Here is a 23,682-nt window from a genome sequence, read left to right as displayed (position 1 = left end):
GGACGCCGGAGGGCATCCGCGACTCACCGGGTGCCCTCCCTCCTGGCCGGGTGCACCGCGATCGCCTGGATGAGCAGCTCCACCCCGAAGGCGAACTCGGCCTCGTGGTCGCAGGAGCCCAGCAGCTCCGACAGCGCGCTCACCTCCGGGAACAGCTCGGGGTCGATCTTCTCGGCGTCGATCGCCGCCTCGTGGACGGGCGCGAAGGTGGGGGTGACGCCGACCTCGCGCAGCAGCGATCCGACGATGAAGGCGATGAACAGCCGCAGCACCCGCACCGCGTCCACCCCGTCGAACCCGGCGCTGCGCAGCGTGGCCAGGGCCCGCTCGACCGGCAGCAGCCCGGCGTCGGTGTGGAGCTGACGGCTGACCACGAGCATGGTGCAGCGCGGGTAGTGGTGGGCGATCTGGCGGAAGGCGCGGGCCTGCATGCGGACCCGGTCGGACCAGTGGGCCTCCGGGTCGTCGGTGAACCCGATCTCGCTGAGCACGCTCTCGGCCACGCCGTCGAGCAGGGCGCCCTTGTTGGGCACGTGGTTGTAGAGCGACATCACGCCCACGCCCAGCTCCGAGGCGATGCGCCGCATGGAGACCGCGTCGGCGCCCTCGCGCTCGATCAGCTCGACCGCGGCGGCGACGATCCGGGCCCGGGACAGCGGCTGGGAGGTCATGGCTCATTGTATTGACGCGCGTCCGGCGCACGTGCCAGCCCCGGAGGAACGTACGGTGTACGTCACGCCCTGGAGGTCCGAGGTCGACGTGCGTGAAGGACATCGGGCTGTGGAGCCCGCGGCTGCGGCAGGCGTACGCGGACATGGGCGTGCTGGAGATGGCCGGCCAGTCGCTGGAGGCGCTGATGAAGCAGGACGAGGAGATCGCCGACAAGCTGGACGCGGCCCGCTTCGCGGAGGAGGAGGCCGAACGGCACGCCGAGGTGACCCAGACCATCACCCTGGGCTCCGACGGCTGACCCGTCAGTCCTCCGACCTCGCCAGCCGGTCCACCAGACGCGGATGCACGAAGTGGTAGGCCTGCGGGCCCGCCTGCCGGAGCAGGCCCGCCACCACGGCGGCATGGAGCAGGCTCGGCACCTCCATGCCCTTGATCCCGGACCGGCGGAACACGGTCCTGACGTCCGGGTCGTCGCTGCTGAAGATCTCCTGCCCGGTCTCGGCGAGCAACCCCGCGACGCCCGAGAGCGCCGTGGCCACCGCGTCCGCGCCGAACCCGGCCTCGGCCGTCCTGCGGGTGGCCCAGCCGGCGAACCACGGCAGGAAGTCCACCGGCCGATCGGGCAGGTCGTCGATCCAGGCCGGATCGCCGGTCAGCGCGGAGAGCAGCTGGGGCGAGCCGAGCAGGGCGTCGGTCAAGTTCAGCAGCCGCCCCGGGTCGGCGCCGTGCTCGCCGAGCACGCGGTGCAGCAAGTGGCGGCCCTCCTCCGGCACCACGCCCTCCACCGTGAGGACCCGGAAGCCCGGACGGGCCCGCGCCGGTCGCCGGTCCGTCATGATGACCCCGGCCCCGGCCAGGTCGGCCCAGCGCACCAGCCGCGTCACGATGGCCTCCCGGTCCGCGTCGCCGATCTCCTCCAGCCCGTCGAGGACGAGGACCAGAGACCCCCGCTGGACGACCGCGTTCGCGTCCGCGATCGGAATCTGGTACTCGCCCACCAGCGCGTGCGTCAGCCTCCGGTCGAACTCCGCGATGTCCGACCTGAGCGCCCGGAACGGCAGCAGGACCGCCACGCCCGCACCAGGGTCACCTGCCTCGTTGCGCCGCCGCGCCAGCCGGGCGGCGAGCACGGACTTGCCCGCGCCCTGCCTGCCGCTGATCAGCAGCCTCGTCCCCTGGGCCAGGATGTCCTCGATCGGGGCGGGGCGGGCCTCCGTTTCCTCGGGGAAGCGGACCAGCGGCGTCAGGAGCGCTCGTTCCTCGCCCGCGACCCCGCCCGCGCGCCGGCGCACCCGCTCGGCCAGCGTGGTTAGGGCGTCGTCCAGGGCGTCCCGGCTCAACCGGCTCTCCTCGGGCACGGTGTCCTCCGAGACCTGGGGCTGTTCCCGCGGCGGGACGGGGTCCACCAGATCGCCCGACTGCGGTGCCGGCGACTCCCGGACCAGGTCGATGTAGGCGCTGACGCTGTCCGGCACGCTGGTGCGGGACGCGGCGAGCTCGCCCACGACCCGCAGCGGCAGCGCGGGCCAGTCGGGCCGCTGTTCCTCCCCGGCCGTCTCCAGGTCCTCGGCGACCCGTTTGAGCAGGGTCGGATCGCTCATGAGCCGGGCGTAGAAGTCCGCGTCGCCGTCCCTGACCAGGAGCACCGCCGCGAGGACGCGGACCTCGTACGGGTCGAGCCTCCTCGCCCGCGCCACCCGGTCCTGCAGGACGAGGACGTTGACGAAACGCTTGATGGCCCGTGGGTTGGCCCGTAATCCGCAGGCGAGCAGGCTCTTCGCGGCCTGGATGTCGTGGTTGAGCAGCCCGTCCAGATAGGAGGCGAAGGCGTCCGCCGAGAGCCTGGGCATCTCGAAGGGAAACTGGACGATCTTGTCCAGGTACTCGCCCAGCGGGTCCTGGTACTTCTCCTTCAGCGCCGCCACCAGCGGCGCCTTGGCGACACCGAGCACGAAGACGCAGTTGTCGCGGTTGAAGTGCAGCTTCAGGGCCTCCAGCAGGGCGGTGATCTGGTCGACGTGGCAACGGTCCAGGTCGTCGATGAACACCACCAGGCGGCTCCTGTTCCGTTCGCGCAGGGCCGTCGCGACCAGCCTGCCCAGGTGGTCGTTCAGGCGGGTGCGTTCGGACCGGAGGCGGAAGTTCTCCTCGTCGTACGCCTTCAGCGCGCCCTGGACGTCGGACAGGTTGATCTTGACGGTGGACGAGAGGACGAGGGAGCCCAGAACCTGGGAGACGGTGCGCAGCGCCCTGATGACGTTCTCCCTGCCCTCCAGTTCGAGATCGGTGACGATGGCATGGAGCAGGGGCAGCACCGGATTCTCGTCGTACTGGTGACGCCACGGGTCGAACCACGCCAGCGCGCACTCGGGATCGTCCTCCAGCAGCGCTCGAACCTGCAGGAGCATCGAGGTCTTGCCGCTCCCCCATTCACCGAACACGCCGATGACCATGGGCGGGGTCGCGGACCGGGCCAGCTCGGCGAGATGCTCCGCGTACTCGCGTCTGTTGAGCGCGTCCTCTTTGACCGGCTCGTCGCTATGGGTGAACCCACGGGACTCGCCCGGCCCGGCCCGGCCCTGCGCGGGAGTCGTCTCCCCGATCGCCGCCTGCTTCCGCCGTCGCCGCCGCAGCAGCCACACCGTCGCCAGCAAGATCACTGAGACGGCCGCCAGCAGGCCGGGCCAGTAACGTTCCAGCGGTGACGGCGCAGGGGTGACGGCCACGGGACGCCGGTCGATACCGGCCTGCGAGATGAGCACGAGCTGACCGGTCGCGGCCCGCCGCCGCGGGCCCGGGACCAGGAGCACCGTGCCCTTGCCCGCGGCCGCGAGCCGGATCCGCCCGCCGCCCCGGACGGCCAGCACGTCGGAGACCCCGCCGATCAGCCAGACCTGGGCCTCTGCCGCCGGCCCCGGATTGCCGATCTCCACGCGCCACGTGCCGGCCGGGGTGAGACGGTCCAGACGGATGACGAGCCGGTCGCGGTCGAGGAACTGCGGGCCCGGCACCACCGGCGCGCCGGCCGGCACCCAGACGAGCACGAGCAGCACCACCGACAGCGCCCGTCCCCAAGGTCTGCCTGCCATGCCTCGATTTCACCCCGTCACAGCCGGTAACGCACGCTCCGGCACGGAAGGCTGCTCCTCTCGAACCGGCTCCGGCGCAGGAGAGGCGGTCACCGAGGGAGCCACCGGATCCGCGCCGACCGGGATCGAGACGCGCGTGAGTCCCTTTCTGAGATGGACCAGGGTGGTTGTCAGCGTCAGCAGGGCCATGGACCCGAACAGGAACAACGTCGCCCCCTTCGTGTCCCCCCAGGTGACGAGGAGACTGCCGATGAGCGGGCCGATGGCGACGGCGCTGTAGCTGACGAAGCGGGAGACGCTCACCACCCGTCCCCGCAGGTCGTCGGGAACCCGGCTCCAAGCGCTCCGCAAGGTGACGTTACTGAGCCCGCCCGCCAGACCGATGACCAGCAACGCCCCGAAGAAGGACGGCGCCAACTGCCCGAACGCCAGGATCAGCACGATGGCGGCGGTGCACGCCCAGACGTGTACCAGCATGATCGAGCGTCGTCGCGCCAGCCCCATCCACTCCACGAGGCGGCGCGCCAGCCTGTTGTGGGCCGTGCCGTTCTCTATCCGCGTCGAGATGCGGTCGCGCCTGGGCCACAGGAGTCCGCCGACGACCCCTCCGACGCCGGATGCGGCAAGGAAACTACCTACCCAAACGGGACTCAAGTCATCTTTTGTAGCAATCGTCAAGAAAACGACAATCAGGCATTGAACCATGAGATTGGTACAAGCAACGATGAAAGTCGCCAAACGGAGAAAACGATTACCCCATAGCGCGGCAAAACCGGCTCGCAGCTCGATACGCAAACTGACATCCTGCAGCCGCCGGGCGTCAGGAACCTCGCGCGGTAGAGTGCGGTAGGAAAGAGCCGAGCCCGCAAACATGAGCCCGTTGATCATGAAAGGGATAAAAGGGACCAATCCGTAAAGAAGGCCACCAAGCTGCCGTCCCACCAGGACGGCCCCGTGCGTGCTCGTCTCATGCATGGCCAGGGCCGCGTCGAGGTCGTCATCCCGGACCACCCTCGGGATCAGTGCCGACTCGGCGACCGACGACGTGACGGCCAGACCGCCTTCGACCAGCGCGAAAACCACCACCCACTCCACGCGCAACCGGTCCGAGAGCAACAGCACGACGAGCGCCCCCATGATGACGAAACGGACCGCCTCGCTGCTCATCAGGACCCGGCGCGGACCGATACGATCGATCAGGACGCCTGCAGGGATGTAACAGATCAGCCCCGGCATCGTAGAGGCGAAAACGACCCACCCTATCCACTCCGACGACCCCGTCAGGGTGTACGCCAATAACGGATACGTCACGCTGAGCGCACGACCACCTAGCATGGAGAAGGTTGATCCCCACCAGAGCCACCGAAACGGCCGATATTGGGCGAAAAGGTGTCTCATAGCGCGCCACATTTCCAGCACGAACACCTCGACTCTCGATATGCACCGGTGCGGCCGACACGCGTTCGGCGGCTTGACACATGTGAAACGAGAGCATAGGGCCACGCCTCGTAGCCTGTCCCTGAAGACGCGACGGATGGGGAGTCTGGATAGGGCTAAGCATCTCCCAAAGGGGAACCAAACGGTCACCAGGGGGAGAAATCCCGCAAGAGGCAGAGGTATCCCCGTTTACCTGTAGGGCAGGCCGCCTCCGGCCCCGGAACCCCGCCTGACCCGACGGGTCTGCGCGGCTCCCCGGCTCCGGGCGCCGCCACACCGCCCGGAGAACACCCCAACCGTCGTCAGGGGTGGGGGCGGCAGCCCGACGGGGCGCGTGCCCTGGTCGCATTCCCTTGATTTATGAGGTCGCCGCTCCCCAGACCCTTTCCGGAAATCGTACCGCCCCCTCACGGCCAAAACCCAGTCCGGCCGAGATTCCGGATCACCGTTACCGAATGGCGTCACACACCCCGCCCGCACAGGGGAATCAGCCGGCCTGATCGGTCACCGGCCACGAGACCTCGCCATTCGGGCGGACGTCTTCTACTGAGCTGTCCACGCATCGGATCGGGTCGATCACACACCCCGCCCGCACACATGAGAACACGCCCGCCGGCCGACTCCCGTAATACCGGTCAGACGGCCGACTGGAAGCTGGCAACGATGCCGCCACCCTCGGACAATCTCTCCCAGACCCTGTTCAAAGCCGGTATGTCGAGGTTCTTGAGTGCTTCTAGATCGATATCGCCCACATCGATCAGCCCGGTGGTGAACCTATCGTTCATCCAGTCTCCCTGGTCTCGGTTACGGCCGCCCGTAACACCCGAAAATTCCTTGCGTGTGATGGTGCTTTATATAAATTCTCCGGCCATCCATCGCCAAAATCAATCACGCGGGGGAAAATCGGACGGACGGGAGGGGACAGAACGATGGAGCAGGACATCGTGGGAGAGACGTCGGGCCAGATGCCGACTATCTGGGGGAAGAAGATTCCAGGCCGCAACAAGCACTTCACCGGCCGGGAGAAGCTCCTTGATCAATTGCGGGCGAGCATCATCTCCACCACCAAAGCGGCGGTCCTGCCCCAGGCGTTGCAGGGGCTGGGCGGCGTCGGCAAGACCCAACTGGCGATCGAGTACGCCTGGCGATATCGGGACGCCTACGACCTCGTCTGGTGGGTACCAGCCGACCAGCCGATGCTCGTCCCGAGCACCCTCGCGGCCCTGGCCGAGGACCTCAGGCTGCGCTCGGCCAACAGCGTGGGCATCGAGGAGGCCGCCGCCGGTGTCCGCGACGCGCTCCAGCGCGGCGAACCGATCGAGCGGTGGCTGCTCATCTTCGACAACGCCGACGAGCCCGAGGACATCCGGGACTTCATCCCGGAAGGCGGCCCCGGGCATGTGCTGATCACGTCGAGGAACAGCCGATGGAGCAGCGTGGCTGAGACCGTGCCGGTCGATGTCTTCTCCACCGAGGAGAGCGTCGCGTTCCTTCGCAAGCGCCTGCACAAGGAGGTGCCGCGGAAGGAGGCTGAGCACCTGGCGAACGAACTCGGCGACCTTCCTCTGGCGCTGGAGCAGGCGGCGGCTCTCCAGACGGAGACCGGGATGTCCACGCAGGAATACGTCGAACAGCTGGCCCTGCAGACCCGTGAACTGCTGGACCTGGGCAAATCGACCGAGTACCCCTTGTCGATGACGGCCGCCTGGCAGCTCTCGGTGAACGAGATCGAGCACAGGTTGCCCGAAGCCGCGCTGCTGCTGCGCTGCTTGGCCTTCTTCGGTCCTGACCCCATCCCGCGCGCCGTCTTCCGCCGGGGCAGCAAGAGCGGGGTCAAACAGCTGAGCTCCGTCCTGGCCAACCCCGTGCTGCTGGCTCGGGCGTTCGGCGAGCTCAACCGGTTCGCCCTGGTGAAGATCGAGCAGGAGGCGGACACCGTTCAGATCCATCGCCTCGTCCAGGCGCTGCTGCGCGACTCCATCGACCCGTCGAAGCGCGAGGACATCAGGCACGAGGTGCACCAGCTCCTGGCGGGCGGCGCCCCCGCCGACCCGGAGGAGACCACCAACTGGCCCCACTTCGCCGACCTGATCCCCCATGTGCGCCCCGCGGGCATCACCCGCTGCGCTGATCACCAGGTCCAGGCGTTCGCCATCAACGTCATCCGCTACCTGTTCCGGGTGGCGAACTACACCTCCGCACGGACGTTCGCCGAGGAATTCCTCGCCCACTGGACGGCCACCTATGGCGAGAAGGACGAGAACGTCCTGCGCCTGCGGCGGCACCTGGGCAACGTCCTGTGGCAGAGCGGCGCCTTCGACGAGTCCCGGGCCCTGAACGAGGAGACGTTCGACTACATGCGCGAGGTCTTCGGAGAGAGGCACGAGGAGACGCTGCGCATCAAGCTCACCTTCGCCGCGAACCTGAGGGCGAGAGGGCTGTTCAAGGAGGCGTTCGACCAGGACACCCAGTCACTGGAGCTGCACACGGAGGTCTTCGGCGCGGTCGCCCCCGCCACCCTGCGCGTGCTCAACAACCTGGCGCTCGACAACCTCCTGCTGAGCCGCTTCGCCACCGCCCAGGAACTCGCCGAACTGGTCTTCCTCGAACAGAGCAGCGCGAGGACCGGTGTCAGCAAGTGGGAGGTGCAGAGTTCCTGGAACGGGCTGGCGCGCAGTGTCCGGTTGACGGGCAACCACGTGGAGGCCTGCGACGTCGGCGAACAGGCCTACGCCCACGGCATCAACGAGCTGGGCATCGAGCACCCGCTCACCCTGGTGACGGCTCGCGACCTCTCCATCGCCCGGCGCAGGAAAGGGGATGTGGAAGGCGCCCTGGAACTCGTCGAAGAGACGTACCTCAGGCTGGACAAGCTCTTCGGCCCGGACAATCCGGAGACCATGGCCACGCAGGTCGCGTTCGGCAACACCCTGCGCCAGGTCGGCCGGGTGGAGGAGGCGATGCCTCTGGCGCAGCAGGCGCTCTCCCACTACCGTGCGATCTTCGGCGACCAGCACCCTTTCACCAACGGCTGCTTGATGAACCTCGCTTCCCTCTATCAGCTGCGCGGAGACGCCATCCGGGCCAGAGATCTCGACCGGCAGGCGCACGAAGGCCTGATCGAGAGGCTGGGTCCCCAGCACGGCTACGTGTTCGGCGCCGCCATCAACCTCTCCGGTGACCTGGCGGCGCTCGGCGACGTCGCGGCGGCCCGCGACCTCAGCGAGAAGACGCTGACGCAGGTGCGCGAGTTCTACGGACCCGACGACCTGCTCACGCTGTCGGCCGCCGCCAACGTCGCGCTCGACCTGCGCGCGGATGGGAAGGAGGATCAGGCGCAGGCGCTGTACGCGGACACGATGCGACGCTACTCACGCCATCCGCTCACCCACCCGGAAAGAGTCCACGCTTCCAAGAAAAGGCGCTTCAGCTGGGACTTCGACCCAGTCAGCCTCTGACGGCCGATCACGCGTTGCGGGCCAGCCAGGACTCCCGGTGCGCGACGGCCTGCTCGGCCGCGGCGTCCAGCGCGGCCTGGGGGACGCTCTCGGTCATCCAGGCCGCCAGCGTGCGCCGCATCACGGTCACGAACCGCTCGCCGGGCGCGGTGAGCCGGCCGCTGTCGAGGAGCGTCCCCGCCGCCTCGAACGCGGCCTGCCGCCAGTGCGCGAACTCGACGTGCGCCTGCAGGCCGGTCTCGTGTGCCCGCTGGCGACGCCAGAAGCCCGCGACCCCGAGATGCGCGTACGTGCCCTGGAGCAGTCCGGCCAGCGGGCGGGGATCGGGCCGCCAGGGCGCGTAGTACCTGCCGTCGTCGGGCTCCAGCAACTCCAGCGTGTCGAGGACCGCGCCCAGCTTGGCGTGCTGGACCTCGTGGGCGAACGTGTACGCGAGCCATCGCCAGTCCCGCGGCGTGGACATGCCGATGGCGCCGAACCGGTCCCTGGCCGTAGCGCTGTTCATGCGGTAGGCCGGGCCGGTGATGGGGGTCAGCACCGAGACGATCTCGGCGGTCTCCTCGGCGAGCGTCCAGTGCCGCGCTCGCATGACTGTCCAGGCGATCTGGAGATACTCCCGCCAGGTGTCCAGCTCGGCGGGGGGCAGCCGCCCGTCCGGCACGTCGCCGGGCGACCACCGGAACGGGTCGAGGTCGTCCACGCACAGGCTGAGGCCGTCCGCCGAGACGCTCCTCAGCGGGCGCCAGCCCGGCGCCTCGTCGTCACCCACGCGCACGCGCCGCCCGCCGGCCTCGATGGTCGCGTCCTCGCGCAGGGTCAGGTCGATCACCTCGGCCCGCTCCTCGATCACGAGCTCGCCCAGGGACGGCAGCATGATCCGGCCGTCCGGCGCGGGCGCCGCGACCCGCGCCGGGAGTCCCGCCCGGGCCGCAGCGGCCGCGGCCAGCGCGCCGAGCTGGACGGCGCCGGACCGGTCCGGCGTCGCGCGGGACCGCAGGACGTGCGTCGCCCACGCTCCGGTCGCCGGATGGCCGATCACCTTCTCCACGGCTTGCGGCGCCTTCTTCTCCAGCCACGCGAGCAGGTCGTAGGCCCGTCCCACGGCCGGATCGGAGCCGGCGAGCCGGACGACGCCCAGGACGAGGAGCCGGTGCTTGCTGCGCTCGGCGGCCACGAGATGGCGCGCGGCCTCCGCGCCGCCGCCGCCGGACGCCAGCCGGGTGAGGATCTCTTCCGGCAACCAGTGGGGCCGCGGAGTCATGGGCGTCCTTCCAGTCGGGCTCTCCGGAGATCGCTGACGAGCCGGTCACGGATGTGATCGATCAGCCGGTAGAGGTCGGGACAGTACACGGACGGGTTCAGGAAGCCGGTGTCGCGGCGGTAACGGTGCGTGTAGAGGCCGGCCCCGCACACGCGGCTGTAGACGCAGGCCTTGCACGTGTCGCTCAGCGCCTCGAAGCCCAGCTGCCGGGCCACCAGGCCAGGGTGCCGCAGCGCGTCGTCGAAGGGATGGTCGACGATGTTCAGCCCGGTCGCCGGCGCGCCGTGCCGGACCGCTTTCAGGGAGTCGGTCTGCTCCACCGTGCCATCGGTTTCGATCACCACCAGGGTGGACGGGGTGAGGCCCACGGACTCGCTGGCGGAGGCCCGGCCGAGGAGCAGGTGGAGGATCTCCTGGAAGAGCCGGACGACGGTCTCCCCGCTCGCCCCGTACCAGCGGTCGAAGACGGCCACGAGCCAGTCGCCGTACGGCGTCGCCGCGGGATCGGGCACGCGGCCCGGGGGCGGCGTGGCCCAGGTGCCGTGCGGGAGGAGAAAATCGATCACCGGTGGACGGAAGAGCAGCAGCGCCTCATAGGTCTCGACCGGATCGTTCGCCAGATCGACCGTGCACAACAGGCCGTGGTAAATGTCGTGGAATTCCGGCTCCATGAGGAGGGTAAGCCCTTCCGCGACCGCCGGATAACTGCTCCGGCCATCCGCATAGCGGCGGTTGCGGTCATTTCCAGCGGGGCTGCCGTCCAGGCTCACCCCCACGCCCACGTCCTCTGCCGCGAAGGACCGCAGCACGTCCTTGTCCAGGAGCACGCCGTTGGTCTGGACGACGGCGTCGACCCGCACCTCGGGGCCGGTCCTGTCCCGGACGAGCCGGACGGCCTGCCGCAGGTAGTCGGCGCCCGCCAGCAGGGGCTCGCCGCCGTGCAGGATCAGGCGCACGGCGTCGAGCCGGTGGGCCCGCGCGTGCTCCGCGATCCGATGGGCGACGGTGTCCACCAGCTCAGGGGCCATGATCATGGGCCGGGATCGCCAGCTCTGGTCGGCGAGCGTGTAGACGTAGCAGTAGTCGCAGGCGAGGTTGCAACGGCTGTGCGCCTTGAGAAGGAATTGACGGAACGGGTGCGGCCGCCACCCGTTCGTCAGCATTTCCGCCACATCGAGAGTCTCAGGCCACTCTCTGGCCGGGTCTTCCCACTGGTATGCCACCCTGGAACACCCCGCGCCCGCCGGAAATATCGGAGTGATTCACGATATTAACCGACGGCGAAAGAAATTGGGAGAAGCTCGCCGTCCGCCATAAATGCCAGGACTTAATTGCCATTACTGCGATAACGCTCGTGGAACCGGCGGTGCAGTTCTCTGACCTGTTCGGCCAGTTCAGGCGCCGGACCCTCCACCGCCGCGCTCGGCACCACCTCCCGGATCGCCAGCCCCCGCACCGGCGCCGGCGCCACCCCCAGCTCCCCCAGCCAGGCCGACAACTGCTCCGATGACGACGCGTACACGATCCGGCCCAGCCCCACCCACCCGTGGGCGGCCGCGCACATCGGGCAGTGCTCGCCGGAGGTGTACACGGTGGCCGCCGCCCGTTCCTGCGGGCTCAGGTGGGCGGCGGCCCAGCGGGCGAGTTCGAACTCGGGGTGGCGGGTGTGGTCGCCGGTCTCCACCACGTGGTTGTGGTCCTCGCCGAGGACGGTGCCGTCGCCGCTCACCAGCACGGATCCGAACGGTTCGTCGCCCGAGGCGAGGGCCTGGGCCGCGAGGTCGACACATCTGCGCAGGTAATGAAGGTCTGTCTCATTCATGAGGATCACCCTGCCACGTCCATAAATGGGTTGATTGACGGTACTAGCCTTAGAAGGATGCCCCCTGATACGCGCGTTCCCGGTCGTCCCCTGCTCGAAAACATCTCCCTGTGGCGGTTGCGGCGCTATCTGCGCCCGTACGTCGAAAAGCTCGTCTTCATCTGGCTCGCCGCGATCGTCGGCATCGGCGCCGGCATCGCGCTGCCCCTGGTCGGCCAGCGGGTCGTGGACGGGCCGGTGCGCGACGGCGACGGGCGGGCGCTGCTGCTGCTCGGTTCGGTGGCGCTCGGGCTCGGGGTCGTCGAAGCGCTTCTCATCTTCCTGCGCCGGTGGGCGCAGATCGGCCCGGTGCTCGGGCTGGAGACGAGCATCCGCGACGACCTGTACCGGCACCTGCAGCGGCTGCCGATGAGCTTCCACGGCGCGTGGCAGTCGGGCCAGCTGCTGTCGCGGGCCACCACGGACCTGTCGACGATCCGCCGGTTCCTCGGCTTCGGCATGCTCTTCCTGGTCATGAACATCCTGCAGCTGATCACGGTGACCGTGCTGCTGCTGAACATGTACTGGCCGCTGGGCGTGCTCGTGGCCGTCTCGGCGGTGCCGATCATCCTGCTCTCCCTGCGGTTCGAGAAGCGTTACATCCGCATCTCCCGGCAGGTGCAGGACGAGCAGGGCGACCTGGCGACGCTGGTCGAGGAGTCGGCCATCGGCATCCGCACGATCAAGGCGTTCGGCCGCCGCCACCACGTCTTCGAGCGCTACGACGAGGCGGCGCGCAGGCTGTACGGCACGTCGATGGACAAGGTGCGGCTGTCGGCGCGGTTCTTCGCGTTCCTGGAGGTGATCCCCAACGTCACGCTGGCGCTGGTGCTGCTCCTCGGCGCGCTTGCCGTGGGAGAGGGCGCGCTGACGCTGGGCGCGCTGTTCGCGTTCACCACGCTGGTGCTCCAGCTGGTGTGGCCGATCGCCAGCCTCGGCTACATCCTGGCCATGGCCCAGGAGGCGATGACGGCCGCCGACCGGGTGCTGGAGGTCATGGACACGGTCCCGGCGATCAGCGGCGGGCCGGCCAGGATCGAGCGGCCACGCGGTCACCTGCGGTTCGAGGGCGTGGAGTTCCGCTTCCCCGGCGCCGACCGGCCGGTCCTGCGCGACCTGTGGCTGGAGGTGCGGCCGGGCGAGACGGTCGCGGTGGTGGGCGCCACCGGCTCGGGCAAGACCACGCTGACCGCGCTCGTCCCGCGGCTGCTCGACGTCACCGGGGGCCGGGTCACGATCGACGGCAGGGACGTGCGCGACCTGGAGCTGCCCGCGCTCCGCTCGATCGTGGCGACCGCGTTCGAGGAGCCGACGCTGTTCTCGATGAGCGTGCGCGAGAACCTGACGCTCGGCCGCCTGGACGCCACGGAGGAGGAGCTGGACCACGCGATCCGGGCCGCGCAGGCGATGTTCGCCTACGACCTGCCGTGGGGGCTCGACACCCGGATCGGCGAGCAGGGCATGTCGCTGTCCGGCGGCCAGCGGCAGCGGCTGGCCCTGGCGCGGGCGGTGCTCAGCAGGCCGAGGATCCTCGTGCTCGACGACACCCTGTCGGCGCTCGACGTGGAGACGGAAGCGCTGGTCGAGGTCGCCCTGCGGGAGGTGCTGCGCGAGGCCACCGGCATCGTGGTGGCGCACCGGGCCTCCACGGTGCTGCTGGCCGACAAGGTGGCGCTGCTCGACGGCGGCACGATCACGCGCGTGGGCCGCCACCACGAGCTGCTGGCCGAGGTGCCCGAGTACCGGCAGCTCCTCGCCCAGGACGCCGATCTGGACCCGTCGGAAGGAGCCCTGCGTTGACCTCCGCCACGACCGACTGGCGCGGCGTCGCCTCCGAGGACCAGGACGAGCTGACCGACCAGGTGAGCGGCCTGCTGAGGGCCCGTTCCCGCAGGCTGCTGCGCGATCTGCTGGCCCCGCACCGCAAGGCCGTCGCGGTGCTCACGACCGTGATCATCGCCTCCAGCGGGGCCGGGCTGGCCATCCCCTTCCTGGTGAAGGTCGGCATCGACGAGGGCATCCCGCCGATGCTGAGCGGCGGTGGCGCGGGCACGCTGCTGATGGTGGTGGGGGTGATCCTGGTGGCGGCGGCCGCGCAGGCGCTCACCCGGCAGGCGTTCCTCACGATATCGGGCCGGATCGGCCACGAGATCCTGCTGGAGCTGCGCAGGAGGGTGTTCGCCCACTTCCAGCGGCTGTCGCTGAGCTTCCACGAGAAGTACACCTCCGGCCGGGTCATCTCGCGGCTCACCTCCGACATCGAGGCCATCGCCGAACTGCTCCAGGCCGGCATCGACGGGCTGGTGACGGCGGTGCTGACGATGATCGGCACGGCCGTGCTGCTGCTCGTCCTGGACCTGGAGCTGGGGCTGGTGGCGCTCGTCCCGCTGCCGGTCCTGCTGCTGTTCAGCCGGTGGTTCCGCCGGCAGTCGGCGATCGTCTACCGGCGCACCAGGGAGACGGTGGCGCTGGTCATCGTGCACTTCGTCGAGTCGATGACCGGCATCCGCGCGGTGCAGGCGTTCCGCCGTGAGCCGCGCAACCAGGAGATCTTCGAGCGGCTCGACGACGACTACCGCCAGGCCAACGCGCGCAGCATGAAGCTGATCGCGGTGTTCATGCCGGGCATCAAGCTGATCGGCAACGTGACGGTGGCGGCCGTGCTGTTCTACGGCGGCTGGCTGGCCTTCCACGGCGAGGTCACGGTGGGCGTGCTCACCGCGTTCCTGCTCTATCTGCGCGGCTTCTACGAGCCGATGCAGGAGATCAGCCAGTTCTACAACACGCTCCAGTCGGCCGGCGCGGCGCTGGAGAAGCTGTCGGGCGTGCTGGAGGAGGAGCCGTCGGTGCCGGAGCCGCGCAACCCGCGCGCGCTGCCGTCCGCGCGCGGCGAGGTGCGCTTCGAGGGCGTCCGGTTCGCGTACGTGGAATCGACGCCGATCCTGCCGGGCCTGGACCTGACGATCCCGGCGGGGCAGAGCGTCGCGCTGGTCGGCTCGACCGGGGCGGGCAAGACCACGCTGGCCAAGCTCATCTCGCGCTTCTACGACCCGACCGCGGGCCGGGTGCTGCTGGACGGGGCCGACCTGCGCGAGCTGGACGAGTCCACGCTACGGCGGGCCGTGATCATGGTGACGCAGGAGAAGTTCCTGTTCAACGGGTCTGTCCTGGACAACATTCGGTTCGGCAGGCCGGGCGCGACCGAGCGGCAGGCGCACGAGGCGGCGCAGGCGATCGGCGCGCACGACTTCATCGCCTCGCTGCCCGACGGCTACCACACGGACGTGGGCAAGCAGGGCGGCCGCATGTCGGCGGGCCAGCGTCAGCTGGTGGCGTTCGCGCGGGCGTTCCTCGCCGACCCGGCGGTGCTCATCCTGGACGAGGCGACCTCCAGCCTGGACGTGCCGAGCGAGCGGCTGGTGCAGCGGGCGCTGCGCACCATCCTGGCCGACCGCACGGCGCTGATCATCGCGCACCGGCTGTCGACGGTGGAGATCGCCGACCGGGTGCTGGTCATGGAGCGCGGCGAGATCGTCGAGGACGGGCCGCCGGACCGGCTGGTGGCCGCCGACGGCCGCTTCGCCGGCCTGCACCGGGCCTGGCTGGAGAGCCTCTCCTAGCGCGGCCCGGCGGCCGCGCCTTCCCGCCTCACCGGCTGGTCAGCCCTCGATCCAGCGGCGCCGTTTCGGCACCGGGCTGACCAGCGGGGTGGGATCGGAGGCGGCGCGGCCCGCGGGCCGGGTCAGCTCCGGGTGGCGGGCGAGATAGCCCTCGGGGAACCGGGCCGCCTGGCGGCAGCCGCACCTCGGGCACATCTCGGTGACCGAGGGCGGCGTCACCGGGACGCCCCCGCGCAGCCAGACCTCCCCGCCGTCGCGGGCGTCGGCCTGCCGGACGAGGTAGTCCTCCTCCCACACGTGCCAGCAGCTCCGGCACTCGAAGGGGACCCTTCTGAGCTCTTCCTTCATGAGGTCACCTCCCTCACCTTCGAGTCTCCGCCCGCCTCCCGCGCGCCCGCAACCCGCCCCTCACCTGACCGTCAGCACGAACACGAGGGCGCCGGCGACCACGGCGAGCGTGCCGAGCCAGGCGAACACCGCGTCGGCCTGGTGGTCCAGCGGCCTGCCGCCGTGCAGGGCCTCCTGGACCCGGCGGAAGCGGGCGCCGGTCCTGATGAGGAGGATCCCGCCGCACAGAGCCGCCACCGCGAACGCGGCCACCGCCGGGAGCGGCAGCCCGGCCCGCATCGCCAGCCCGGCGGCGCCCAGGCCGCCGGTCGCCAGCGCGACGGCGGTGCGCACCCACGCCATCCGGGTGCGCTCGCTCTGCAGCCCCTGGTCCCAGATCTCGTCGGGAGCGCCCATGGTCAGGCGGCGAGCAGGATCATCACCAGGGCCAGCACCGCGACGGTGGCGACCCCGTACCCGAACACGGACGCCAGCGCGGGCGGCGGGAGGGGCGCCTGGGAGCGCAGCGCGCGCTGGATGTTGCGCCAGCGCGGGTAGGCCAGGCCGGCGGCCAGCGCCGACAGCGCGACCAGCATGACGGCCAGGGTGGTGCGCAGCCACGGCACGAAGTCCTCGGCGGGAACCGCGGCCATGGCCACGCCGCCCGCGCTGAGCGCCAGGGCGGTGCTCAGCCAGGTGAGGAACGTCCGCTCGTTGGCCAGGGTGAAACGCGGGTCAGGCTCCATGGGAAAACGGTATTTCGGGACCATTCTCCCTAGAGAAAGCGGGGTTACCCTCCGGTGCAGGCCTCGGTGATCCGCTGGACGTAGGCGGCGGTCTCGGAGCTGACCTTCTGGGCGGCGTCGACGGCGTCGTTGACGTCCTTGACGTTGATGTCCGCCAGGGTGTTGGCGAGGTTGTCCGAGGCCTCCTTGATGGTGGTGTTGGCCGCCTGGTCGGCGAGGTCGTTGAGCTTGGCGGCGGTGTCGTCGAGCGCCTTCTCCATGGCCTGCGGGTCGTTGGCCAGCTGGGTGAGCTGCCCGGTCAGGTCAGCGACGATCTTGGGGGCCTCCAGGCAGGCCTGGGCCCGGTCGATCGAGGTGTTGACCTCCACGCAGCCGGTCGTGGCGAGCGCGAGCGCGGGGACGACGGCGAGGGACGCGAACCGGCGATAGCGGCGAGACATGTCCCGACCCTACCCAACGGCCCGCGTCCACGTGATCAGAGCTTGGCGAAACAGGGGCCGTCGAAGGTGTAGGACTTGGCGGTCGGCCCGGTGAAGAAGTCCCGCACCTCGGTGACGCCGGTCGGCGCGCTGTCGTCGGGCTTGTTGATGAGCGTCTGGCGGAAGGCGGCGGTGTCGGGGTCGTCGGCGTAGTTGCCGGCCTCGGGCGGCAGCATGCCCTCGTAGTCGACGGTCTTGAGCGACTTGACGGCGGCGAGCAGGCCGGCGCGGCTGACGTCGCCGTCGGCGACCATCTTCTCCAGCGCGGCCTTCATCGGGTACGCCCAGGCCCAGCCGGAGGTGTAGCCGTCGTTGGGGGTGACGCCGGGCAGGGATGCGCGCATGGCCTGGTGGCCGGGGGTGTCGGCGTCCCATGACTTGCCGGGGGACGACTGCTCGTACAGGGCCTTGAGCGCCTCGGCGGCGGGTGACTTGAGCAGGGCGGGGTTCCAGGTGGGGGCGGTGCCGATGAAGCGGCCCTTGAAGCCCGCCGCGGCGCTCTGGCCGACGATGGTGGCGGCGTCGGCCGGGCCGGTGGTGAGGATCACCAGGTCCGGCTCGGCGCGGGTGATCTCGGTGATGGCGCGGCCCTGCTCGGTGGCGCCGGGCGGAGTCTCGACGCTGGTGAACTCCAGCCCGTGCGCCTCGGCCGCGACCTTGGCGCCCGCCGCGGCGTCCGCGCCGTAGTCGCCGGCCAGGTGCACGGCCATCACGGACTTGGGCCGGTGGGCCTCCATGGCGTAGTCGACGGCGTTCATCGCCTCGACGCAGTAGCTCGCGCCGGTCTCGATGACCACGTCCTCGAACTCCCACGCCGAGGTCCAGGAGGCGGGGGCCGATACGACGCTGTTCGCCTTGAGGTCGCCGAGGATGGCGGCGGTGGTGGGCGAGCCGAGCGTCTGGGCCAGGCCGAGCACCTGCTCCTTGATCTCGTTGTAGACCTGCCGGTGCACCTCGGGGTTGTACTTGTTGTCGCGGACGTAGCGGGTGACGTCCACCTCGTACTTGCCGCCGATGCCGCCGGCCTTGTTGACCCGGGCCCAGAACGCCTTCTGGGCGTCGGTGATCGGCACGGCCAGGGCCGCGAACGGCCCCGCGGTCAGGTCGGAGATGGTGCCGAGGTAGATGCATCCCTTGTTGCCGTCGACAGCGGAGGGACAGGGTTCGCTGGTGACTCCTGTCGTACGGGCGTTCTGTCCGCCCTCGTCGTCCCCCCGGAAGACGCCGCATGCGGACAGAAGGGCCACTGCTGCAGTGATCGCCACTACATAGCGACTCTTCATGAAAAATCCCTTCTAGTAGGAGAAAGGCCATGATTTCCAGTAGTTCCGTACGCGGATCCAGAGGCCGAACAGGCCCCGCGGCTCGAAGATGAGGAACAGCACGATCAGCAGCCCGTAGAGCACGGTCTCGACCTGGAACACGTTGGGCGTCTGCGTGGTGTCGCCGCTGATGACGGGCACCAGCGCGGGCAGCGCCCGGGTCAGCGGCTGCAGCAGCGAGAGGAACAGGGCGCCCGCGATCGCCCCGGAGACGGTGGCCACCCCGCCGATCAGGACCATCGCGATGAACTGGACGGAAAGCAGCAGATTGAACGAGCCCGGCTCGACATAGCCGGACAGGGTGAACAGCAGCGCGCCCGCGCACCCGGCGTAGAAGGACGAGACGCCGAACGCGAGCACCTTGTAGCGGGTGAGCGGCACCCCGATGACGGCGGCGGCGATGTCGCGGTCGCGGATGGCCGCGAAGGCGCGGCCGACGCGGGAGCGGGCCAGGTTCCGCGCGGCGACCGCGAAGACCACCAGCAGGACGAGCATGAGCAGGTAGAGCTGCTGCTCACGGGTGCCGAACGCGCCGTCCTGGTCGAGCCTGACGCCGAGCAGGGTGGGCACGGCCGCCTCCCGGCCGACGCCGACGCCGCCGGTCAGTTCCTGCCACTCCTTGAAGACGTGCTCGCCGAGGAAGACCAGCCCGAGCGTGACGATGGCCAGGTAGAGCCCGCGCAGCCGGGTGGCGAGCGGCGCCACGAGCACCCCGGCCGCGGCGGCGGCGAGCCCGGCCGCGGGCAGCCAGACCCAGATCTCGGTGATCCCGTACCCGAGGGTGTCGCCGCCGGGCGGCCCGGACAGGGCGGCGGCGGTGTAGGCGCCGATGGCGACGAAGAACGCGTGCCCCAGCGAGACCTGGCCCGCGTACCCGGTGACGATGTTGAGCCCGATCGCCCCGATGGCCAGCACGTACGCGGCGGCGAGCACCTCCAGCGCCGGGTCGGTGAGCACCGCCGACAGCGCCAGCGCCAGCAGCACGAGGGCCGCGGCCGACACCCGCTTGGCCCGGGTGTCGAGCAGCGCCATGTCCTGGGCGTAGGAGGTGTGGAGCAGCGGCCGCCCGCGCACCCGGCGGGACCGGCCGGTCGGTATGGCAGGGGCGGCGGAAGGGCCGCCCGCCCGCGTTCCGCTCATACCCGCTCGACCTCCCGGGTGCCGAACAGCCCGTACGGCCTGACCAGCAGGACGACGAGCATGACCACGTACGGCGAGACGATCGCGAAGTTCTGTCCCAGCCACGGCAGGTAGGCGCCCTGGTACGACTGGAACAGCGACTCGACCACCCCGATCACCAGCCCGCCCGCCACGGCGCCGCCGAGCGAGTCGAGCCCGCCCACGATGATCGCGGGCAGGGCCTTGAGCGCGACGATCCAGGTGGTCTGCTCGATGCCCTGGCCGGTGCCGACGAACATGCCGGCCACCGCCGCGAGGAACCCGGCCAGCGCCCACGAGACCGCGAACACCGCGCTGACGGAGACGCCCTGCGCCAGCGCGGTCTCCTGGTCGTAGGCGGCGGCCCGCATGGCCAGCCCGTACTTGCTGTGGCGGAAGAACGCGAACAGCAGCGTGACCAGGGCCGCGGCGGCGGCCATCATGGCCAACCAGCGCTGCTGCACGACCAGCGGGCCGAGCGCGACCAGGTCGAACCCCCACGGGTCGCCGACCTGGCGCACGTCCCTGCCGATGAGACTGTTGACCACCACCCGCACCACCACGTCGATGCCGAGGGTGATGATCGCCACCACGAACACCGGCCGGCCCACCATCGGCCGGATCGCCACCCGTTCGATGCCGAGGGCGACGGCGGCGATGAGCAGCGCGGCCAGCAGCGCCCCGAGGTAGAACCCGGTGACGGGCGCGAGGTAGCTGACCGCCACCGCGCCGGCCAGCATGAGCGCGGGCTGGGCGAAGCTGATCACCCGGGTGGCCTTGTAGATGATCACGAAGCCGAGGGCGAGCAGCGCGTACACCGACCCGTTGCCCAGTCCTCTGATGATCGTCTCCAGCGTGCCGGTCACCGCGCGTACATCCCTTCGACCAGGTCCTCGAAGAGCTCGGCGACGGCGCCGCGCTTGACCTTCTGGGTGGCGGTCAGCTCGCCGTCCTGGTGATCGAGCTCCTTGGGCAGGAACGCGAAGCGCTTGATCTGCTCGGCCCGCGCGAACCGGGTGTTGACCTCGTCCACGACGCCCTGCACCAGCGCCCGCGTCTCGGGCTTGCCGGACAGGTCGCGGTAGGTGGTGTACGGGATGCGCCGCCGCCTGGCCCACTCCCCCACCGTGTCCGGCTCGATGCCGATGAGCGCGACGAGGTAGGGGCGCCGGTCCCCGATGACGACGGCCTCCTTGACGTACGGGGACGCCTTGAGCGCGTTCTCGATCTCGCTGGGGGCGACGTTCTTGCCGCCGGCGGTGATGATGACGTCCTTCATCCGGTCGGTGATCCGCACGTGGGTGCCGTCCACCCACTCGCCGACGTCGCCGGTGCGCAGCCAGCCGTCCGGGCCGAGCACGTCGGCGGTGGCCCGCGGTCTGCCCCAGTAGCCGGCGAACGTGCCCCGGTGCCTGGTCATGATCTCGCCGGTGGCCTCGTCGATCCGCAGCTCGACGCCCGGGTGCGGCTCGCCGACCGTGCCGAGCCGGACCCGGCCCGGCCGGTTGGCGGTGGCGATGGCGGTGTTCTCGCTCATCCCGTACACCTCGTGCATGGGGATGCCGAGGCCCATGTAGAACTTGAGCACGTCCGGCGCGATCGGGGCGGCGCCGGAGGCGGCGTAACGGACGCGGCGCATGCCGAGCCGCTCGCGCAGCGCCCGGTAGCAGAACACCCACCCGGCCGCGTACAGCAGGCGGGTGGCGGCGGTGTGCGTGCCGCCGGTGCGCACCAGCGTGTCGCCGATGCGGTCGGCGACCCGCAGCCAGAACCGGCCGACGGCCTTCTTGACCGGCGAGGCGGACTCCAGCCGGATGTCGACCTGGGCGAGCACCTTCTCCCAGATGCGCGGCACGCCGAACAGGATCGTCGGCTGCACCTCGCGCAGGTTGGCCTGGACGGTGTCGATGGACTCGGCGAAGTTCACCTGGACCCCGGCGGCGGCGTTGAACCAGACGGTGAACGCCCGCTCGGCGACGTGGCACAACGGCAGGTACGACAGCGTCAGGTCGCTCGGCGACGGCGGCGGGGAGGCGAAGCCGCCGCCCAGCACGAGCGTCTCGACGGCGAACTCGATGTTGCCGAGGGTCAGCATGACGCCCTTGGGCGGGCCGGTGGTGCCGGAGGTGTAGATGAGGGTGGCCACGTCGCCGGGACCCGCGCCTGCCGTCCGGGCGTCGAGCGCGCCGGGGTCCCGTTCGCGGTGCCCGGCGCCGAGCGCGAGCAGCTCCTCCCACGGCATCAGCCGCGGGTCGGTGTAGCGGCCGCGGATGCCGCGCGGCTCGACGTAGACGACGTGCCGCAGCTCGGGGCACTCGCCGATGACGGCCAGCGCCTTGTCGACCTGCTCCTGGTCTTCGGCGATGAGGATCTTCGCGCCGGAGTCGGCCAGCAGGTACGCGACCTCGGCGGGCGGGTTCGTCGGGTAGAGGCCGACGGTGACGCCGCGGGCCGCGAGCGTGCCGAGGTCGCCGTAGAGCCACTCGGGGCGGTTCTCGGCGTGGACGGCGACCCGGTCGCCGGGCTCGACCCCGAGCGCGAGCAGCGCGTGCCCGACCAGCTCGGCCCGCTCCCAGTAGGCGGCCCAGGTCACCTCCTTCCAGATGCCGAGGTCCTTGTGCCGCATGGCGACCGCGTCCGGGGTCGCCGCGGCCCGGTCGCGGACCCGGGTGACGAGACTGGTGAGCGTGGCGGCGACGGGGGTGGCGGGGGTGGCGGTCATGCGGTCCCTCCCAGGTATGCCTCGACGACCCGCGGGTCCTGCTGCACCTCGGCCGGGGTGCCGAGCGCCACCGGGCGGCCGAAGTCCAGCACCAGCACCCGGTCGGCCAGGTCCATGACCAGGCCCATGTCGTGGTCGACGAGCACGATCGGGATGCCCAGCTCGTCGCGGATGTCCAGGACGAACCTGGCCATGTCCTCGGTCTCCTCCAGGTTCATCCCGGCGACCGGCTCGTCGAGCAGCAGCAGCCGGGGCTCCATGGCGAGCGCCCGGCCCAGCTCCACCCGCTTCTGGACGCCGTAGGGCAGCAGCCGCACGGGGTGGCGGCGCCACGCCTCCAGCTCCAGGAAGTCGATGATCTCCTCGACCTCGGCGCGGGCGGCCAGTTCGGCGCGGCGGGCCCGGCCGAACCACCACAGGGCGGACAGCGCCCCGTAGCGGAAGTGGTGGTGGCGGCCGAGCATGAGGTTGTCCAGCACGGTCAGGTTGTGGAACAGCTCCACGTTCTGGAACGTCCTGGCCATCCCCATCGCGGCGATCTCGTGCGGGCGGCGGGCCAGCAGGTCCTCGCCGAGGAATTCGACCCGCCCCGACTGCGGCCGGTAGACGCCGGACAGCACGTTGAACACCGACGTCTTGCCCGCGCCGTTGGGGCCGATGACGGCCAGCAGCTCCGCCGGGCCGACCTCGAACGAGACGCCGTCGATGGCCTTGACCCCGGCGAAGCTCAGGTGCACGTCCGCCACCTCCAGGACGCTCACGACAGCCACCGCTTCCTGCGCTTGTAGTGCTTGACCTCGCGGAAGGAGCGGACCGCGCCGAGGTAGAACTCCTTGATGTCCTCGTCGGCCAGCAGGTCGGCGGCGGGCTTGTCCATGACGACCTTCCCGGTCTCCATGACGTAGCCGTGGCTGGCGATGGACAGCGCCATGGTGGCGTTCTGCTCGACCAGCAGCACCGTGGTGCCCTGCCGGTTGATCTCCACCACCAGGTCGCGCACCTGGGCGACGAGCGAGGGGGCCAGGCCCAGGCTGGGCTCGTCCAGCAGCAGGTAGCGGGGGCCGGCCATGAGGGCGCGGCCCACGGCCAGCATCTGCTGCTCGCCGCCGGACAGGTAACCGGCCACGCTCCCGCGCCGCTCGCGCAGCACCGGGAACAGCCCGTACACCCGGCCCAGGTGGGACTCGGCGGCGGTGTGGCCGCCGACCCTGAGGTTCTCCTCGACGGTCAGCTCGGCCAGGATGCGCCGGCCCTCCATGACCTGGCTGATGCCGCGCCGGACGATCTGGGCGGGCCTCAGGTGGTGGATCGGCTCGCCCTCAAGGGTGACGGCGCCCTTGGTGACCTCGCCGTCGTGCACGTCGAGCAGCCCCGACAGGGCGCGGAGCAGCGTCGTCTTGCCCGCGCCGTTCGCGCCGAGGAGCGCCACGATGGAGCCGGGCGGGACGACGAGGCTCACGCCGCGCAGCACCAGCATGACGTCGTCGTAGACGACCTCGAGATTGCGGATTTCGAGCACCGCGGCTCCCG

Annotated in this window: 21 protein-coding genes; 4 read left to right on the top strand and 17 right to left on the bottom strand. The window is 70.4% G+C overall.

Annotated features, from left to right (window positions below):
- Nucleotides 1-23: 23 nt before the first annotated feature.
- Entirely contained in the window at nucleotides 24-671 is a 648-nt protein-coding gene (locus OUY22_RS07360) for a TetR/AcrR family transcriptional regulator C-terminal domain-containing protein (RefSeq protein WP_270154034.1), read from the bottom strand.
- 92 nt (nucleotides 672-763) lie between these two features.
- Between OUY22_RS07360 and OUY22_RS07355 the strand changes: the two genes are divergently transcribed.
- A complete protein-coding gene (locus tag OUY22_RS07355) occupies nucleotides 764-970 on the top strand; it encodes a hypothetical protein (protein WP_270154033.1) in 207 nt (68 codons plus the stop codon).
- A 4-nt stretch (nucleotides 971-974) separates the two neighbouring features.
- Here the strand turns inward: OUY22_RS07355 and OUY22_RS07350 are convergent, their stop codons facing one another.
- The 3 genes from OUY22_RS07350 to OUY22_RS07340 all read right to left on the bottom strand — a co-directional run bounded on the left by OUY22_RS07350 (nucleotide 975) and on the right by OUY22_RS07340 (nucleotide 5,983).
- Nucleotides 975-3,761, bottom strand: coding sequence for a P-loop NTPase fold protein (locus tag OUY22_RS07350; RefSeq protein ID WP_270154032.1), 2,787 nt, complete (start codon nucleotides 3,759-3,761; stop codon nucleotides 975-977).
- A gap of 9 nt (nucleotides 3,762-3,770) precedes the next feature.
- Entirely contained in the window at nucleotides 3,771-5,159 is a 1,389-nt protein-coding gene (locus OUY22_RS07345; RefSeq protein WP_270154062.1) for an MFS transporter, read from the bottom strand.
- 674 nt (nucleotides 5,160-5,833) lie between these two features.
- Complete coding sequence (locus tag OUY22_RS07340; protein WP_270154031.1) at nucleotides 5,834-5,983, bottom strand: hypothetical protein; 150 nt, start codon at nucleotides 5,981-5,983, stop codon at nucleotides 5,834-5,836.
- A gap of 144 nt (nucleotides 5,984-6,127) precedes the next feature.
- On the opposite strand from OUY22_RS07340, the gene fxsT reads away from it, so the two are divergent.
- Complete coding sequence (gene fxsT / locus OUY22_RS07335; protein WP_270154030.1) at nucleotides 6,128-8,656, top strand: FxSxx-COOH system tetratricopeptide repeat protein; 2,529 nt, start codon at nucleotides 6,128-6,130, stop codon at nucleotides 8,654-8,656.
- A gap of 7 nt (nucleotides 8,657-8,663) precedes the next feature.
- Here the strand turns inward: fxsT and OUY22_RS07330 are convergent, their stop codons facing one another.
- The 3 genes from OUY22_RS07330 to OUY22_RS07320 form a co-directional block, all read right to left on the bottom strand.
- Complete coding sequence (locus OUY22_RS07330) at nucleotides 8,664-9,917, bottom strand: HEXXH motif domain-containing protein (RefSeq protein WP_270154029.1); 1,254 nt, start codon at nucleotides 9,915-9,917, stop codon at nucleotides 8,664-8,666.
- Nucleotides 9,914-11,080, bottom strand: coding sequence for an FxsB family cyclophane-forming radical SAM/SPASM peptide maturase (locus OUY22_RS07325; protein ID WP_270154061.1), 1,167 nt, complete (start codon nucleotides 11,078-11,080; stop codon nucleotides 9,914-9,916). Before OUY22_RS07325 ends, OUY22_RS07330 begins: the two co-directional genes overlap by 4 nt.
- Nucleotides 11,081-11,244: 164 nt before the next feature.
- Nucleotides 11,245-11,739 carry a nucleoside deaminase gene (locus OUY22_RS07320; RefSeq protein WP_270154028.1) on the bottom strand — a complete coding sequence of 165 codons (495 nt, stop codon included), beginning with the start codon at nucleotides 11,737-11,739 and terminating at the stop codon, nucleotides 11,245-11,247.
- 57 nt (nucleotides 11,740-11,796) lie between these two features.
- Here OUY22_RS07320 and OUY22_RS07315 point away from each other — a divergent pair, with 57 nt between their 5' ends.
- Both OUY22_RS07315 and OUY22_RS07310 read left to right on the top strand, forming a co-directional pair.
- A complete protein-coding gene (locus tag OUY22_RS07315; RefSeq protein ID WP_270154027.1) occupies nucleotides 11,797-13,578 on the top strand; it encodes an ABC transporter ATP-binding protein in 1,782 nt (593 codons plus the stop codon).
- On the top strand, nucleotides 13,575-15,398 hold the full coding sequence (locus OUY22_RS07310) for an ABC transporter ATP-binding protein (protein WP_270154026.1): 1,824 nt from the start codon (nucleotides 13,575-13,577) through the stop codon (nucleotides 15,396-15,398). The genes OUY22_RS07315 and OUY22_RS07310 overlap by 4 nt, the downstream gene beginning before the upstream one ends.
- Nucleotides 15,399-15,437: 39 nt before the next feature.
- Here the strand turns inward: OUY22_RS07310 and OUY22_RS07305 are convergent, their stop codons facing one another.
- From OUY22_RS07305 to OUY22_RS07260, 10 genes are read right to left on the bottom strand one after another with little or no spacing between them, the layout of a single operon-like run.
- Nucleotides 15,438-15,746, bottom strand: a complete 309-nt coding sequence (locus OUY22_RS07305; RefSeq protein WP_270154025.1) for a hypothetical protein — start codon at nucleotides 15,744-15,746, stop codon at nucleotides 15,438-15,440.
- Between the two features lie 60 nt (nucleotides 15,747-15,806).
- On the bottom strand, nucleotides 15,807-16,142 hold the full coding sequence (locus OUY22_RS07300) for a DUF202 domain-containing protein (RefSeq protein WP_270154024.1): 336 nt from the start codon (nucleotides 16,140-16,142) through the stop codon (nucleotides 15,807-15,809).
- A gap of 2 nt (nucleotides 16,143-16,144) precedes the next feature.
- Entirely contained in the window at nucleotides 16,145-16,471 is a 327-nt protein-coding gene (locus tag OUY22_RS07295; RefSeq protein ID WP_270154023.1) for a YidH family protein, read from the bottom strand.
- Nucleotides 16,472-16,515: 44 nt separating this feature from the next.
- The gene (locus OUY22_RS07290; protein ID WP_270154022.1) at nucleotides 16,516-16,911 is read right to left on the bottom strand and encodes a hypothetical protein; all 396 of its coding nucleotides are present in this window, start codon (nucleotides 16,909-16,911) and stop codon (nucleotides 16,516-16,518) included.
- A gap of 35 nt (nucleotides 16,912-16,946) precedes the next feature.
- Nucleotides 16,947-18,233, bottom strand: a complete 1,287-nt coding sequence (locus OUY22_RS07285; RefSeq protein ID WP_270154021.1) for an ABC transporter substrate-binding protein — start codon at nucleotides 18,231-18,233, stop codon at nucleotides 16,947-16,949.
- 12 nt (nucleotides 18,234-18,245) lie between these two features.
- Nucleotides 18,246-19,412, bottom strand: a complete 1,167-nt coding sequence (locus tag OUY22_RS07280) for a branched-chain amino acid ABC transporter permease (RefSeq protein ID WP_270154020.1) — start codon at nucleotides 19,410-19,412, stop codon at nucleotides 18,246-18,248.
- On the bottom strand, nucleotides 19,409-20,296 hold the full coding sequence (locus OUY22_RS07275) for a branched-chain amino acid ABC transporter permease (protein WP_270154019.1): 888 nt from the start codon (nucleotides 20,294-20,296) through the stop codon (nucleotides 19,409-19,411). Before OUY22_RS07275 ends, OUY22_RS07280 begins: the two co-directional genes overlap by 4 nt.
- On the bottom strand, nucleotides 20,293-22,152 hold the full coding sequence (locus OUY22_RS07270) for an AMP-dependent synthetase/ligase (protein ID WP_270154018.1): 1,860 nt from the start codon (nucleotides 22,150-22,152) through the stop codon (nucleotides 20,293-20,295). The genes OUY22_RS07275 and OUY22_RS07270 overlap by 4 nt, the downstream gene beginning before the upstream one ends.
- The gene (locus tag OUY22_RS07265; RefSeq protein WP_270154017.1) at nucleotides 22,149-22,913 is read right to left on the bottom strand and encodes an ABC transporter ATP-binding protein; all 765 of its coding nucleotides are present in this window, start codon (nucleotides 22,911-22,913) and stop codon (nucleotides 22,149-22,151) included. Before OUY22_RS07265 ends, OUY22_RS07270 begins: the two co-directional genes overlap by 4 nt.
- Nucleotides 22,910-23,671 (bottom strand): ABC transporter ATP-binding protein, encoded by a 762-nt coding sequence (locus OUY22_RS07260; protein WP_270154016.1) that lies wholly within the window; start codon nucleotides 23,669-23,671, stop codon nucleotides 22,910-22,912. The genes OUY22_RS07265 and OUY22_RS07260 overlap by 4 nt, the downstream gene beginning before the upstream one ends.
- Nucleotides 23,672-23,682 lie beyond the last annotated feature (11 nt).

Origin of the sequence: Nonomuraea corallina (assembly GCF_027620315.1) — a bacterium.
Classification (GTDB): domain Bacteria; phylum Actinomycetota; class Actinomycetes; order Streptosporangiales; family Streptosporangiaceae; genus Nonomuraea; species Nonomuraea corallina.
Note: the sequence above shows the minus strand (reverse complement) of the source record. Positions and strands in the feature narration are given on the sequence as shown.

What these genes read in the sequence shown, in the direction of transcription:
- OUY22_RS07360 (WP_270154034.1), bottom strand. Translation starts at nt 671, where the DNA reads ATGACCTCCCAGCCGCTGTCCCGGGCCCGGATCGTCGCCGCCGCGGTC.
- OUY22_RS07350 (WP_270154032.1), bottom strand. Translation starts at nt 3,761, where the DNA reads ATGGCAGGCAGACCTTGGGGACGGGCGCTGTCGGTGGTGCTGCTCGTG.
- OUY22_RS07345 (WP_270154062.1), bottom strand. Translation starts at nt 5,159, where the DNA reads ATGAGACACCTTTTCGCCCAATATCGGCCGTTTCGGTGGCTCTGGTGG.
- OUY22_RS07340 (WP_270154031.1), bottom strand. Translation starts at nt 5,983, where the DNA reads ATGAACGATAGGTTCACCACCGGGCTGATCGATGTGGGCGATATCGAT.
- fxsT (WP_270154030.1), top strand. Translation starts at nt 6,128, where the DNA reads ATGGAGCAGGACATCGTGGGAGAGACGTCGGGCCAGATGCCGACTATC.
- OUY22_RS07330 (WP_270154029.1), bottom strand. Translation starts at nt 9,917, where the DNA reads ATGACTCCGCGGCCCCACTGGTTGCCGGAAGAGATCCTCACCCGGCTG.
- OUY22_RS07325 (WP_270154061.1), bottom strand. Translation starts at nt 11,080, where the DNA reads ATGCTGACGAACGGGTGGCGGCCGCACCCGTTCCGTCAATTCCTTCTC.
- OUY22_RS07320 (WP_270154028.1), bottom strand. Translation starts at nt 11,739, where the DNA reads ATGAATGAGACAGACCTTCATTACCTGCGCAGATGTGTCGACCTCGCG.
- OUY22_RS07315 (WP_270154027.1), top strand. Translation starts at nt 11,797, where the DNA reads ATGCCCCCTGATACGCGCGTTCCCGGTCGTCCCCTGCTCGAAAACATC.
- OUY22_RS07305 (WP_270154025.1), bottom strand. Translation starts at nt 15,746, where the DNA reads ATGAAGGAAGAGCTCAGAAGGGTCCCCTTCGAGTGCCGGAGCTGCTGG.
- OUY22_RS07300 (WP_270154024.1), bottom strand. Translation starts at nt 16,142, where the DNA reads ATGGGCGCTCCCGACGAGATCTGGGACCAGGGGCTGCAGAGCGAGCGC.
- OUY22_RS07295 (WP_270154023.1), bottom strand. Translation starts at nt 16,471, where the DNA reads ATGGAGCCTGACCCGCGTTTCACCCTGGCCAACGAGCGGACGTTCCTC.
- OUY22_RS07290 (WP_270154022.1), bottom strand. Translation starts at nt 16,911, where the DNA reads ATGTCTCGCCGCTATCGCCGGTTCGCGTCCCTCGCCGTCGTCCCCGCG.
- OUY22_RS07285 (WP_270154021.1), bottom strand. Translation starts at nt 18,233, where the DNA reads ATGAAGAGTCGCTATGTAGTGGCGATCACTGCAGCAGTGGCCCTTCTG.
- OUY22_RS07280 (WP_270154020.1), bottom strand. Translation starts at nt 19,412, where the DNA reads ATGAGCGGAACGCGGGCGGGCGGCCCTTCCGCCGCCCCTGCCATACCG.
- OUY22_RS07270 (WP_270154018.1), bottom strand. Translation starts at nt 22,152, where the DNA reads ATGACCGCCACCCCCGCCACCCCCGTCGCCGCCACGCTCACCAGTCTC.